Source organism: Methylorubrum podarium (assembly GCF_022179745.1).
In the GTDB taxonomy this organism is placed as follows: domain Bacteria; phylum Pseudomonadota; class Alphaproteobacteria; order Rhizobiales; family Beijerinckiaceae; genus Methylobacterium; species Methylobacterium podarium.
This window is the reverse complement of record NZ_BPRD01000201.1, coordinates 1-12851: the sequence shown is the minus strand read 5'-3', so window position 1 is coordinate 12851 and position 12851 is coordinate 1. Positions and strand designations below refer to the sequence as shown.

Here is a 12851-nt window from a genome sequence, read left to right as displayed (position 1 = left end):
GACGACGCGGCCGCGGCGATGACCGGCGTGGTCGACGTCATCACCGGCATCGCCGAGCAGATCAACCTGCTCGCCCTCAACGCCACGATCGAGGCGGCCCGCGCGGGGGCGGCCGGCCGCGGCTTCGCGGTGGTCGCCACGGAGGTGAAGAGCCTCGCCGAGCAGGCCCGCGCGGCCACCACCCGCATCACCGGCGAGATCGGCGCGATGCAGTCGGTCTCGCGGGAGGTGGGGACGGCTTTGGTCTCGACCGCCGCCGTGGTCGACACGGTGCAGGGCTTCATCGCGCAGACGACGGCGGACAGCACGCGGCAGCGCGCCACCACGGGGCAGGTCAACACCGACATGCAGGCGACCGCCACGAGCGTGGCGGAGTTCGCGAGCCGCCTCGACGCCTGGAACATCGGGCTGGAGGAGCGGCGGGGCGGTGAGCGCCGGCGCACCTCCCTGCCGGCGCGTATCGAGTTCCTGACGGAGCACGGCTCCCATGCGGGCCGGGTGCAAACCGTGCCCTGCACCGTCCTCAACATCTCGACGGGCGGCGCCAAGCTGTCGGTCGAGGCCGCCGACGTGCCGGACACGTTCACCCTCCACATCGAGGGGGAGCCGCCGCGCTCCTGCCGCTGCGTGCGGCGGGGCGAGGACGGGATCGGCGTTCAGTTCATCTGAGACGGTGCGTGACGCCCGCGCGGTCGGGCGGACGTCGCGTCGCGGAATCCGCCCCCGCCGAGGGCATCGGCGCGAAAACCGGCAGCGACGTTTCGGGACGACGCCTCAGCCGCGCGCGTCGGCGACCAGCGCGGCGAGACCCTCCCGGTAGGTCGGATAGGCGAGGCGCACGCCGAGTTCCTCGCGGATCAGACGGTTCCGCACCCGCTTGTTCTCGCCGTAGAAGCTGCGGGCCATCGGGCTGAGGTCGGCGGTCTCGAAATCGATCTCCGGCGGCAGCGGCAATCCGGTGAGGGCGGCGGCGTGCTCGGTCACCGTCTGGGGCGGGGCCGGCTCGTCGTCGGTGACGTTGTAGACCGCACCCGCCCGCGGGTGCTCGATCGAGGCGGCGAGCGTCGCGGCGATGTCGTCGACGTGGATGCGGTTGAACACCTGCCCCGCCTTCACGATGCGCTGGGTGCGGCCCTCGCGCAGCTTCACGATCGGGTTGCGGCCGGGGCCGTAGATCCCCGACAGGCGAAACACCTGCACCGCCTTGCCGGTCTCGGCGCCGAGCGCAAGCCACGCCGTCTCGACGGCGAGACGGTCGCGGGAGCGCGCGCTCTTCGGCGTGGCGGGCGTCGTCTCGTCGATCCAGGCGCCGCCCTGGTCGCCGTAGACGCCGATGGTCGAGAGATAGCCGATCCAGCGGATCCGGCTTCTCGCGATCACGTCGCGGTAGCGGGCGAGCACGGTGTCGCCGCCCTCGCCGGGAGGAGCGGAGATCAGCAGGATGTCGGTGTCGGCCAGCTCCGCGGCGATGCCGGGATCGTCGGTCCCCGGCCCGAAGGCGCGGACCGTGAACCCAGTCTCGGCGGCGAGGCTTCGAGCCCGGTCGGGCTCGGTCACCGTCGCCCGCACCGCGCGGAAGCGAGCCCGCTCGCGCTCGGCGAAATGCCGGGCGGAGAAGCCGAGGCCGAAGACGAACAGGTTCATGCGGTGTCAGGTCTCCCGTGCGCCGTCCGCTTCCATAGGAAGGCCGGCGGCGTCGCGCCATTCCTCCCTCACATGCGCCTCCATCTCGTCGCGTCCATGGGCGGCGAACAGTTCGCGCAGCCGCTCCAGCGCGAGCAGCCGCCCGCAGGCCCAGACGGCGGCGCCGCGCACCGCCGGATCCGGCTCCTGCAGGCAGGCCGCCGCCGCCTCGGCGAGGGCGGCATCGCCCGAATTGCCGATGGCGATCAGCACGTTGCGCAGGAAGCGGTCGCGTCCCGTCCGCTTGATCGGCGTGCCGGCGAAGCGCACCCGAAAGGCCGCGTCGTCGAGGCGGGCGAGTTCGGCGAGCGGCGGCGCGGCGAGATCGTCGCGGGTGGCCAGACGGTTCTCCCGCGCGGCCCCGGCGAACTTGTTCCAGGGACAGACCGCGAGGCAGTCGTCGCAGCCGAAGACGCGGTTGCCGATCCTTTCGCGATACTCCGCGGGGATCGGGCCTTGGTGCTCGATCGTCAGGTAGGCGATGCAGCGGCGGGCATCGAGCCGGTAGGGCGCCGGGAAGGCGTTGGTCGGGCAGATGTCGAGGCAGCGGCGGCAGGAGCCGCAATGGTCGGTCTCGGGCGCATCGGGCTCCAGCTCCGCGCGGGAGAAAATCGCGCCGAGCATCAGCCAGTTGCCGTGCTCGCGCGAGATCAGCACCGTGTGCTTGCCCTGCCAGCCGAGCCCGGCGGCCTGTGCCAGCGGCTTCTCCATCACCGGGGCGGTGTCGCAAAACACCTTCACCGGCTCGGCCGACTTCGCCGAGAGGAAGCCGCCGAGTTCCTTCAGCTTGCCCTTGATGACGTCGTGATAGTCGCGACGCTGCGCGTAGGCCGCGATGGCGCCGCGATCGGTCAGCCGGACGAGGTCGAGGGGATCGCGCTGGGGGCCGGCATTCATGCCGAGCATGATGATGCTGCGGGTCTCGGCCCACAGGGCGGAGGGTGCGGCGCGCTGGTCGGCGCGCTCCTCCATCCAGTCCATCGTGCCGTGGTGGCCCTCCGCCAGCCATGCCGGCAGCCGCTCGCGCAAAGCCGGCACGGCATCGGGGCGGGTGACGCGGACGGCATCGAAGCCGAGGATGCGGGCGCGCGCCTCCACGGCCTGCCTGAGGGCGGAGCCGGAGAGCGGCGCCTTCCCGGCCTTCAGAAATCCAGATCCGCGTAATGGGCGGCCGGCGGCATTCCCGGTGCCCGGTCGGCCAGGAGCGCGCGGAAGGACGGGCGGGACTTCACCCGCGCGTACCAGTCCTTCGCCATCTCGTCCTCGTCCCATGGCACGTCGCCGAGATAGTCCACGCAGGAAAGATGGGCCGCCGCCGCGAGGTCGGCATAGGTCAGGTCGTTGCCGGCGAGCCAGCGGCGCTGCCCGATCAGGTAACCGACATATTGGAGGTGATAGCGCACGTTGGTGCGCGCCGCACGAATGGCGTTCATGTCCGGAGGGCCGCCCCCGGCCGCCGACGACATGAAGCGCTTGTCGATTTTCTCCGTGACGAGATACTCGGTCACCTCGCTGTTGAACTTGACGAGGAACCAGTCGAGCAGGCGCCGCACCTCCACCCGCGCCGTGGTGGTATCGGGCAGGAGCCGCCGCCCGGCGAGGCCGAGCCCCCGCGTCTCGTCGAGATATTCCGCGATCACGCCCGCGCCGGGGACGGCGAGACCGGTCTGCTCCACCAGCACCGGCGTGGTCCCGGCCGGGTTGACGACGAGGAAGTCGCGGCGGCGCTCCCAGGCCCGTTCCTCGACCAGGGTCGGCTCCATGCCCATCTCGGCCAGGACGAGGCGGATGAAGCGCGAGTTCGGGCAGAACGGAGAGTGATAGAGCGTCGCCATCGAGGCCGTGGTTCAGCGGTAAAGAAGGCAGAGCCCTGGGCAGACCGTGCCGCACCGGCGAAAGTGGGGCGACGCGCCAGGATTATTTCTTCAACGTTGCCACCTCATTAACAAACGCGCCGCGTCGCGGTAACCGCCCGTCAACCCTGCCGCCGCAAAGCTGCCGCATCGCCGTCGTCTGCCGCGCCCTGGAAGTGCCGGGACATCGGCGTGGGGAACAGCAGGCTCATGGATCTCGTCCTGATCGCGAAGGCGCTCGTGCTCGCCGTGGTGGAGGGCGCCACCGAGTTCATTCCGGTCTCCTCGACCGGGCATCAGCTCCTCATCGGCCACTTCATCGGATTCCACTCCCCCAACAACACCTTCGAGGTGCTGATCCAGCTGGGCGCGATTCTCGCGATCCTGTTCGCCTATTTCGGCAAGCTGTGGGGCATCGCCGCCGCGTTGCCGCACGATCCGAGGGCGCGCCGATTCGTGCTCGCCGTGCTCATCGCCTTCCTGCCCGCGGCGATCATCGGCGGCCTCTTCTCGAAATACATCAAGTTCTACCTGTTCAACCCGTGGATCGTCTGCGCGACCCTGGTGGCCGGCGGCCTCGTGCTTCTCGTCATCGACGACACGGTCGGCGAGCCGAAGGCGGCTCCCGGCGACGGCTCTCATGACGGGCCGACCGAGCACCCGCGCAAGACCGACGTGTTCGAGTTCAGCCTGCCGATGGCGCTCAAGATCGGCCTGTTCCAGTGCGTCGCGATGATCCCCGGCGTGTCGCGCTCCGGCGCCACCATCGTCGGCGCGATGCTGATGGGCGCGAGCAAGCGCTCGGCCACCGAGTTCTCGTTCTACCTCGCCATGCCGACCATGGCCGGTGCCTTCGCCAAGGACCTGCTCGACAACTACAAGAACCTCTCCTCCAACGACGCCCTGCTGATCGTGATCGGCTTCGTCGCCGCCTTCATCTCGGCCCTGATCGTGGTGCGCACGGTGCTCGACTACGTCTCCCGCCACGGCTTCTGGCTGTTCGCGTGGTGGCGCATCATCGTCGGCTCGCTCGGCTTCGCCGGACTGATAATTTTTGGCTGAACCTTCAGGATTTTGAACGAGGCGGCGGCGGCAACCCGGACTAAAGTCGGTTGTCGTCCGCCCGCGCCCTGTGCGAGGGCTTGCGGCCAAATCGCTGCTCTTTCCAGGAAGCAGCCGGAAAACGCTGCACTGCCAGGGTCTCGCTCACGATGGAAGATCGCCCCCTCGCCGAATTGTTCGAGCCCGCCACCCGTGAGCGCTGGCGCGGCGCCGTCGAGGCCGCGCTGAAGGGGGCCGATTTCGAGAAGCGCCTCGTCTCGAAGACCGCCGACGGCCTGCGCATCGAGCCGCTCTACGAGCCGGCCGCTGCGGTGGCGCAACCGGTGCGGGCGCCCGGCCCCTGGCGGCTGGCGCAGCGCCTCGATCATCCCGACGCGCAGAAGGCCGCGGCGCAGGCGCTGACCGACCTCGAAGGCGGTGCCGACGCGCTGGTGCTCGTCCATCGCGACGCCCCCGCCGCCCGCGGCTTCGGCCTCGATCTTTCCTCGGTGGACGCACTCGAAGCGGCGCTGACGGGCGTGATGCTGCCGCTCATCGCCCTGCGGCTCGATGCCGGCCCGGCGGGCTTCGAGACGGCGGCGCTGCTCAAGCAGCTGATCGAGCGCCGCGGCGACGACCCATCCGCCCTCGACCTGGACCTCGGCCTCGACCCGCTCGGCACCCGCGCCGCCACCGGCCGGCTGGAGCAGGGTTGGGAGGCGCGCCTCGCCGAGATCGTCACCGCCTTCGCCGGCTATCGCGGGCGCGTGGCGCTCGCCGATGCCCGGCCCTACCACGAGGCGGGGGCGAGCGAGGTGCAGGAGCTGGCCGCCGTCCTCGCGACGGCTGTCGCCTACCTGCGGGCGCTGGAGGCCGGCGGCCACGACCTGGAGCGGGCGCGCGACGCCGTGTCCATCCTGCTCGTGGCGGATGCCGACGAGTTCCTGACCATCGCCAAGTTCCGGGCGATCCGCCGGCTCTGGGCGCGGGTCGAGCAGGCCTGCGGCCTCGAACCGAAGCCGCTGCGGGTGCTGGCCGAGACCGCGTGGCGGATGATGACCCGCCGCGACCCGTTCGTGAACATCCTGCGCACCGCCATGGCCTCGGCCTCCGCGGGCCTCGGCGGGGCGGACTCCGTGACCGCTCTGCCCTACACCCAGGCGCTCGGCCTGCCCGATGCCTTCGCCCGGCGCGTGGTGCGCAACAGCCAGATCGTGCTGATCGAGGAGTCGAACCTCGCCAAGGTCTCCGATCCGGCGGCCGGCGCGGGCGGGTTCGAGGCGCTCACGGCCGAACTCACCGAGAAGGCCTGGGGCCTCTTCCAGGAGATCGAGCGCGAGGGCGGCATCGCGAAAAGCCTCGAATCCGGCGCCCTCGCGGGCCGGATCGCGGCGGTCGCCGAGGCGCGGGCGCGGGCGGTGGCGACCCGCCGGGAGCCGCTGACCGGCGCCAGCGAGTTCCCCTTCCTCGCCGAGAAGCCGGTGGCGGTGCTCGAAGCGGCGCCGGGTCCTGCGGCCCGTCCGGAGGGGGCGCTGCCCTCGCGCCGCCTCGCCGAGCCCTACGAAGCCCTGCGCGACGCCTCCGACGCGACCCTGGAGCGGGCGGGCCGGCGCCCGACGGTGTTCCTCGCCAATCTCGGCCCCGTGGCGGTCCACAACGCCCGCTCGACCTTCGCCGCCAACGCCTTCGCGGCGGGCGGCATCGAAGCCGTGGGCAATGACGGCTTCTCCGACGCCGGTGCTCTGGCCGACGCGTTCAAGGCGTCGGGCGCGCGGCTCGCCTGCCTGTGCTCGTCCGACACCGTCTACCAGACGGACGCCGTGCCCGCGGCCGAGGCGCTGAGGGCCGCGGGCGCCGGCATGATCTACCTGGCCGGCAAGCCCGCCGAGACGGACGCCCTGCGCCGAGCGGGTGTCCACGGCTTCCTGTTCGCCGGCTGCGACCTGCTGGCGCTGCTGCGGGAGGCGGCAGAGCGGGCAGAGGGCTGAGAACGGCCCGGGCGGCGCGGCCAACCTTGACACTGCGGAGCGCGAGACAATCTTCCGGCTGAAACGGGCCGACGCGGCCCGACGCCCACAGCCGGATTTCAATCCCATGCGTCTGCCGATTTTCGCCGTCGCCACCCTCGCAATCGCCGTGGTGGGCGTCGGCACAGCGGAGGCGGCCAAGCGGAAGGTCCAGGTACCTCACCGCTACGACGGCCGCTGGAGCATCGAGGTGGTCACCCTCGACGGTCCCTGCGACCGCGCCTTCCGCTACGGTGTCCAGATTCAGCGGGGCGAGGCCCTCTACGGCGGCGGCGAGGTCGACATCAGCGGCCGGGTCGCGGCCAACGGGATCGTGCGCGGTACCATCTCCCGCGCCGGCAACGCGGCGCAGGTGTCCGGTCGGCTCTCCGCCAACGGAACCGGCGCCGGCCGCTGGTCGACCCTCGGTGACGGCCCGATCAGCTGCAGCGGAAGCTGGAGCGCGATGCGGCGCGGTTGAGCGCATCGCGCACCCGGCACCGCCGGAACGGCTAAGCCTTCCGCGCTGTGGCGGCCTTGCGACAAGGCCGGATTTGTTCCGCACCGCGTCATGAGCGGCCCGTTTTCGCCCTAGATCCGGCGCGATCTTCGGCGAACACTGTGAGCGTTCGACACCCGTTCGAGGCGCCTCATGTCAGCCGTGATGAAAGCTTTGCCGTTCTTCGGTCTCGCCTTCGTCCTGCTCAGTCCCGCGGCCGAGGCACGCCCGGCGCGGCAGCACGTGCCCGGCTCCGACCACGCGGTGCTGGCACCGCTCGAAGAGGCGGCGACGGGGTGCTTCGTCGAGACGGTGACCTCCAATCCCAAGGCCATGCGGCTCGCGCGGGACGGGCGCTGGTACGAGGCCGCCGGCGTGACCGGCTTCCTCTGCCGCCCGGAGGTCGACCGCATGGCGGTCGCCCATGACCGCATCTACGGCCCCGGCACCGGAGCCCGCTACTTCAAGGGCGCCTATGCCCGCCACCTCGACAAGCAGCTCGCCGCCCGCCTCCAGCCGCTGCTGGAGCCGAAGACGGTCGCGAGCGCCGAGCCGCCGGCCGACAAGGCCGCCCTCGCCGACGCCGCCGCGGAATCCGCGCCCGGAAGCACGGACCACTGAGCACGGATCACTGATGGGGTGAGGCAGGGTCCGGTTACCGGATCCGCCGCCACGTCTGCCGCTTGCACAGGACGCTGAGCACGCAGCCGGCGACCTCGACGGTGTCGGGACCCTTCGGGGTCAGGCTGCCGGCATAGGTCTTGCCGTCATTCGGGTTGTAGAGACTGCCCTCGAACCCCGCGCCGCTTGGCGTGCCGGCCTGCATGATCTGCACGCCGACGAGCTTGCGCGTGCGGAGAGCCGGATCGGGGTTCTGCGCGTCAACGCCCGTGCCGGCGGTCGTCGCGATCGTCCCGCAATAGCCGCCGCCGCAACGGGCGATGCGCACCGTCGACCCCGCCGTCTCGGTCTGCCACAGGCCGGACAGATCCGCGGCCTTCTGCGCCTGGGCGCCACCGGCGGATACCGCGAGGAACAGCCCGACGGCGGCCATGCGCATCGTCGGATGGCGTCGCCGGTCGGCACGAGGCATCGTCATACGGGCTTCCTCCGCGCCGGCCGTGACCGCCGGCTGGCGTCAGCGGTAGCCATGCGGCCACGGTTTCGCAAGGAGCGGGAACGGTGGCGGACGAGGATGCAGCCTTGACTTCGCCGCCTTCGCGGGGCCTACGCCCTCAGCGAGCCGGCACGGACGAGTCAGGAGCGGCGGATGCAGGTGTTTGAGACCGAGATCGCGGCGGTCAAGCGGGTGGTTCCGAAGCGCCACGGCGACGACCGCGGCTGGTTCTCGGAGGTCTACCGCGCCGACCTGCTGGCCGCGAGCGGCATCGCCAACGCCTTCGTGCAGGACAACCAGTCGTTCTCCGCGCCCGCCGGCACGATTCGGGGCCTGCACTTCCAGGTGGCACCCACGGCCCAGGCCAAGCTGATCCGGGTGCTCGCCGGCGCGATCCTCGACGTCGCCGTCGATCTCCGCTCGGACTCGGCCAGCTACGGCCGCCACGTCGCCGTGCGGCTCGACGCGGCCGGCGGTGAACAACTCTTCGTGCCCGCCGGCTTCGCCCACGGCTTCTGCACCCTGGAGCCGAACACCATGGTCGCCTACAAGGTGGACGCTTATTACAGCCCGGCCGACGACCGGAACCTGCGCTGGAACGATCCGGCGATCGGCATCGAGTGGCCGGTCGCGGAAGCCGACGCGATCCTCTCGGGCAAGGACAAGGCCGCGCCGTTCCTCGCCGATCTCGGACGGGTGTTCTGATCCGAGAGATCGGATCCGTCCCGCCGGACGGACCGATCTCGACCTGGGGTGGGACGGGCTGTAGCTGGACGTGACCTCATCCGCACCGCGGACACGAATCGACGGAGTTGGGATCGATGCGCATTCTGGTGACGGGCGGCTGCGGCTTCATCGGCTCCGCGCTCGTGCTGCATCTGGTGCAGGATCTCGGTCACGAGGTGCTCACCCTCGATGCCCTGACCTACGCGGCCAACCCGATCTCCCTCGACCCGCTGAAGGACGATGCCCGGCACCGTCTGGAGCAGGCTGACATCTGCGATCCGGCCCGGGTCCACGCGCTCTACGCCGACTTCAAGCCCGATGCGGTGATGCATCTGGCCGCCGAGAGCCATGTCGACCGCTCGATCACCGATCCGGGCGCCTTCGTGCGCACCAACGTGATCGGCACCCAGGTGATGCTCGACGGCGCCCGCACCCACTGGGAAAGCCTCGACGGCGCGGCGAAACAGAACTTCCGCTTCCTCCACGTCTCCACCGACGAGGTCTACGGCTCGCTGCCGCCGGACGCGTTCTTCACGGAGGAGAGCCGCTACGATCCGCGCTCGCCCTACTCGGCCTCGAAGGCGGCCTCCGACCACCTCGCCCGCGCCTGGCACGAGACCTACGGCCTGCCGGTGCTGGTGACGAACTGCTCGAACAATTACGGGCCGCGCCACTTCCCGGAAAAACTGATCCCGCTGATGATCCTGGCCGCGCTCGAGGGCAAGCCGCTGCCGGTCTACGGCGACGGCATGAACGAGCGCGACTGGATCCATGTCGAGGACCACGCCCGCGGCCTCGTCGCGGTGCTGGAGCGCGGCCGGGTCGGCGAGACCTACCTGCTGGGCGGTCGCGCGGTGCGGAACAACCTCGCCGTGGTGAGGGGGCTCTGCGCCGCCTTCGACCGGCTGAAGCCGGAGAACGGCCCGCACGAGCGCCTGATCACCTTCGTCGCCGACCGCCCCGGCCACGACCGGCGCTACGCCATCGATCCGTCCAAAGCGGAAGCCGAGGTCGGCTGGCGGCCGACCAGGGTGTTCGAGGAGGCGCTGGAAGAGACCGTGCGCTGGTACCTCGACAACGAGGCCTGGTGGCGCCCGATCCGCGAGGGCCGCTACTCCGGCGAGCGCCTCGGCCTCGCGGGCAAGAGCGCGTGAGCCGAGAGCGCGTGAGCATGGACATCCTGATCCTCGGCGGCGCCGGACAGGTCGGCACAGAGCTTCAGGCGTTTTCCTGGCCCGAGGGCGTGCGGGTCCACGCCCCCGACCGCCAGACCCTCGACATCACCGACGAGGGGGCGATCGCCGCCGTCCTCGATGCGCGCGCCTACGCGGCGGTGATCAACACCGCCGCCTACACCGCCGTCGACAAGGCGGAGAGCGAAGTGGCCGCCGCGTGGCGCCTCAACGCGCTGGCCCCGGCCCTCCTCGCCGCCGAGACGAAGCGGCGCGCCATCCCGCTCGTCCACGTCTCGACCGACTACGTGTTCGACGGCTCGGGCGAGGGCTTCTACGCCCCCGACGCGCCGGTGAACCCGAGAAGCGTCTACGGTGCCAGCAAGGCGGCCGGCGAGATGGCGGTGCGCTCGGGCAATCCGCGCCACGCGATCGTGCGCACCGCCTGGGTCGTGAGCCCGCACCGGGGCAACTTCGTCAAGACGATGCTGCGGCTCGCGGGCGAGCGGGACAAGCTCACCGTCGTGGACGACCAGCACGGCTGCCCGACCTCCGCCGCCGACCTCGCGGGGGCGCTCGCCGCCATCGCCCTGCGGCTCGCCGGGGACGAGACGGCACCGACCGGCACCTTCCACTGCGTCAACGACGGCGCGACCACCTGGTGCGACTTCGCCCGCGCGATCGTCGCGGGGTCGGCCAGGCGCGGCGGGCGCGTCGTTCCGGTCGAGGGCATCCCGACCTCCGCCTACCCGACCCCGGCCCGGCGCCCGGCCAATTCCCGCCTCTCCACCCAGAGCCTGACCGACGCCTTTGGTATCGCGCCCCGCCCCTGGGAGGCGGCGCTCGACGACATCCTCGACCGGCTGGTCGGGCCGGCTCGCTCCAACTGATCGGAACCTGTTCGTATGAAGGGCATCGTGCTCGCCGGCGGCTCCGGCACAAGGCTCCACCCGGCCACGCTGGCGATCAACAAGCAGCTGCTGCCGGTCTACGACAAGCCGATGATCTACTACCCGATCTCGGTGCTGATGCTGGCCGGCATCCGCGAGATCCTGATCATCTCCTCGCCCGAGCATCTCGGCAACTACCAGCGCCTGCTCGGCACCGGGGAGCAGTTCGGCCTGACCTTCACCTACGCGGTGCAGCCGCGGCCCGAGGGGCTGGCCCAGGCCTTCATCATCGGCCGCGACTTCGTCGGTTCGGACGACGTGGCGCTGGTGCTGGGCGACAACCTGTTCTTCGGCAACGGCATGAGCGACTTGCTCGCCAAGGCCCGCGCCCGCAAGACCGGGGCGACGGTGTTCGCCTACCACGTCGATCACCCGGAGGCCTACGGCGTCGTCACCCTCGACGAGGCCGGGCGCCCGATCCGGCTGGTGGAGAAGCCCAAGACGCCGGAGAGTCCCTGGGCGGTCACCGGCCTGTACTTCTACGACAACCAGGTGCTCGACATCGCCGCGGCGGTGACGCCCTCCGACCGGGGCGAACTGGAGATCACCTCCGTCAACCAGGCCTATCTCGAGCGCGGCCAGCTCCATGTCGAGCGGATGAGCCGCGGCTACGCGTGGCTCGACACGGGCACGCACGACAGCCTGCTGGAGGCCGCCGAGTTCGTGCGCGTGCTGCAGCACCGGCAGGGGCTTCAGGTCGCCTGCCTAGAGGAGATCGCCTACCTGCAGGGCTTCATCGGCCGCGAGCAGCTGCAGGCGCGGGGCGAGCTGTTCGCCAAGACCAAGTACGGCCAGAACCTGCTGCGGCTCGCCCGCGAAGGCCGCCGGCCCGATCAGGATTTCTGACGGACGCAGCTTGCCGTCTCGCCATGGCGAGGCCGAAGCCATCCGGGGCGCCGCTCTTTCCGGAGAGGTCGCGCCCCCGGGTGGGTTCGCCGTCGCTCGCGATGACGGAAGCGCCCGTCCCGATCAGCGCTCGCCCTGGATGAGCACCGCGCCGGTATAGGTCTCGGCGACCTCGCAGAACGGCACGCCGCCGGCGGTCAGCACCGCCTCGACGGAGAACAATGGCTCGCCGGGGCCCGGCAGGCCGCCGGCCTCGGGCCGCCACAGCATCGTCAGCGACCGGTTGCGCCGGCTCGGACCCAGCGGGCGCACGACGTGGCCGAAGGGGGCCTGCGTGCCGTCCAAAGTCGCGTTCATCTCGGGCGTCAGGCGCGAGGGCACGTACCAGTTGTCGGCTTCCGACAGGACGTGGGTGCCGCAGGTGAGCCGCACCCGGCGGTAGCGCAGGGGCTCGTCCGGACCCACGGCGAGCCGTTCGCGCCGCGCCGCCCCGGCGGGCTTGTCCGGGCCGGGGACGCGCACGGCGACGATCCGCGGATCGGGGCTGAGGCCGCGCTCGGCGCACCACGCTTCGAGGACGGCGGTGGCGCTCGGCGCGGCGAGCAGGCGGGCGCTCAGCGTTTCGATCAAGGCGCGCGCCTCGGACCCATCCTGCGCCTCCCGGCTCGCATCGACGGCCGCCCCGGCGACCTGCGCTCGGGCCGTCCCGGCCTCGGCCGGCGGCACGGTGGCGCCGAGTGCCGCGAGACCGACCGTCAGCATCCGTGTTGCCGCTCTCTCCATCGTGCAGCGCAATACGTCGCTGATCGGAAAAGGTCCATCGCCTCCGTGGCAGAGCCGGCATTCCGGGGCGCCGGGGGGGGACCCGGAACGGCGCGGCAGGGTCGAGACCGGACGCGGCGGGCCGCCTACTTGCTCTCCGAGGGCAGGGCGGTCGCGAGCGGGCCGGCGGGCGCGA

Annotated in this window: 14 protein-coding genes; 9 read left to right on the top strand and 5 right to left on the bottom strand. The window is 71.4% G+C overall.

Going from position 1 to position 12851, the window contains the following annotated elements; genetic code table 11:
* On the top strand, positions 1-669 hold a 669-nt coding region (locus tag MFF42_RS10920), incomplete at its 5' end, for a methyl-accepting chemotaxis protein (protein ID WP_238255778.1).
* Positions 670-774: 105 nt separating this feature from the next.
* Here MFF42_RS10920 and MFF42_RS10915 read toward each other — a convergent pair.
* Genes MFF42_RS10915 through MFF42_RS10905 form a run of 3 tightly spaced genes read right to left on the bottom strand, consistent with a single transcriptional unit; the run spans position 775 to position 3518 of the window.
* Complete coding sequence (locus MFF42_RS10915; protein WP_238255777.1) at positions 775-1644, bottom strand: SDR family oxidoreductase; 870 nt, start codon at positions 1642-1644, stop codon at positions 775-777.
* Positions 1645-1650: 6 nt separating this feature from the next.
* Positions 1651-2781 (bottom strand): tRNA epoxyqueuosine(34) reductase QueG, encoded by a 1131-nt coding sequence (gene queG / locus MFF42_RS10910; protein ID WP_238255776.1) that lies wholly within the window; start codon positions 2779-2781, stop codon positions 1651-1653.
* 44 nt (positions 2782-2825) lie between these two features.
* Positions 2826-3518, bottom strand: coding sequence for a glutathione S-transferase family protein (locus MFF42_RS10905; protein WP_238255775.1), 693 nt, complete (start codon positions 3516-3518; stop codon positions 2826-2828).
* A gap of 228 nt (positions 3519-3746) precedes the next feature.
* On the opposite strand from MFF42_RS10905, the gene MFF42_RS10900 reads away from it, so the two are divergent.
* From MFF42_RS10900 to MFF42_RS10885, 4 genes are all read left to right on the top strand, one after another.
* Positions 3747-4598 (top strand): undecaprenyl-diphosphate phosphatase, encoded by an 852-nt coding sequence (locus MFF42_RS10900; RefSeq protein ID WP_238255774.1) that lies wholly within the window; start codon positions 3747-3749, stop codon positions 4596-4598.
* A gap of 149 nt (positions 4599-4747) precedes the next feature.
* Positions 4748-6565, top strand: a complete 1818-nt coding sequence (locus MFF42_RS10895; protein WP_238255773.1) for a methylmalonyl-CoA mutase subunit beta — start codon at positions 4748-4750, stop codon at positions 6563-6565.
* A gap of 106 nt (positions 6566-6671) precedes the next feature.
* Positions 6672-7064, top strand: coding sequence for a hypothetical protein (locus tag MFF42_RS10890; RefSeq protein ID WP_238255772.1), 393 nt, complete (start codon positions 6672-6674; stop codon positions 7062-7064).
* 171 nt (positions 7065-7235) lie between these two features.
* On the top strand, positions 7236-7703 hold the full coding sequence (locus MFF42_RS10885) for a hypothetical protein (RefSeq protein ID WP_238255771.1): 468 nt from the start codon (positions 7236-7238) through the stop codon (positions 7701-7703).
* Between the two features lie 34 nt (positions 7704-7737).
* Here the strand turns inward: MFF42_RS10885 and MFF42_RS10880 are convergent, their stop codons facing one another.
* Complete coding sequence (locus tag MFF42_RS10880; RefSeq protein WP_238255770.1) at positions 7738-8181, bottom strand: DUF2147 domain-containing protein; 444 nt, start codon at positions 8179-8181, stop codon at positions 7738-7740.
* A gap of 171 nt (positions 8182-8352) precedes the next feature.
* Here MFF42_RS10880 and rfbC point away from each other — a divergent pair, with 171 nt between their 5' ends.
* The 4 genes from rfbC (at position 8353) to rfbA (ending at position 11893) form a co-directional block, all read left to right on the top strand.
* Positions 8353-8904 carry a dTDP-4-dehydrorhamnose 3,5-epimerase gene (rfbC, locus tag MFF42_RS10875; protein WP_238255769.1) on the top strand — a complete coding sequence of 184 codons (552 nt, stop codon included), beginning with the start codon at positions 8353-8355 and terminating at the stop codon, positions 8902-8904.
* A 116-nt stretch (positions 8905-9020) separates the two neighbouring features.
* Positions 9021-10079: a dTDP-glucose 4,6-dehydratase gene (rfbB, locus tag MFF42_RS10870; RefSeq protein WP_238255768.1), complete on the top strand. Its 1059-nt coding sequence runs from the start codon at positions 9021-9023 to the stop codon at positions 10077-10079.
* A gap of 17 nt (positions 10080-10096) precedes the next feature.
* Positions 10097-10987: a dTDP-4-dehydrorhamnose reductase gene (gene rfbD / locus MFF42_RS10865; protein ID WP_238255767.1), complete on the top strand. Its 891-nt coding sequence runs from the start codon at positions 10097-10099 to the stop codon at positions 10985-10987.
* A gap of 15 nt (positions 10988-11002) precedes the next feature.
* Positions 11003-11893 carry a glucose-1-phosphate thymidylyltransferase RfbA gene (gene rfbA / locus MFF42_RS10860; protein ID WP_238255766.1) on the top strand — a complete coding sequence of 297 codons (891 nt, stop codon included), beginning with the start codon at positions 11003-11005 and terminating at the stop codon, positions 11891-11893.
* Positions 11894-12016: 123 nt separating this feature from the next.
* Here rfbA and MFF42_RS10855 read toward each other — a convergent pair whose 3' ends face one another.
* Positions 12017-12655: a hypothetical protein gene (locus tag MFF42_RS10855; protein ID WP_238255765.1), complete on the bottom strand. Its 639-nt coding sequence runs from the start codon at positions 12653-12655 to the stop codon at positions 12017-12019.
* Positions 12656-12851: the final 196 nt, after the last annotated feature.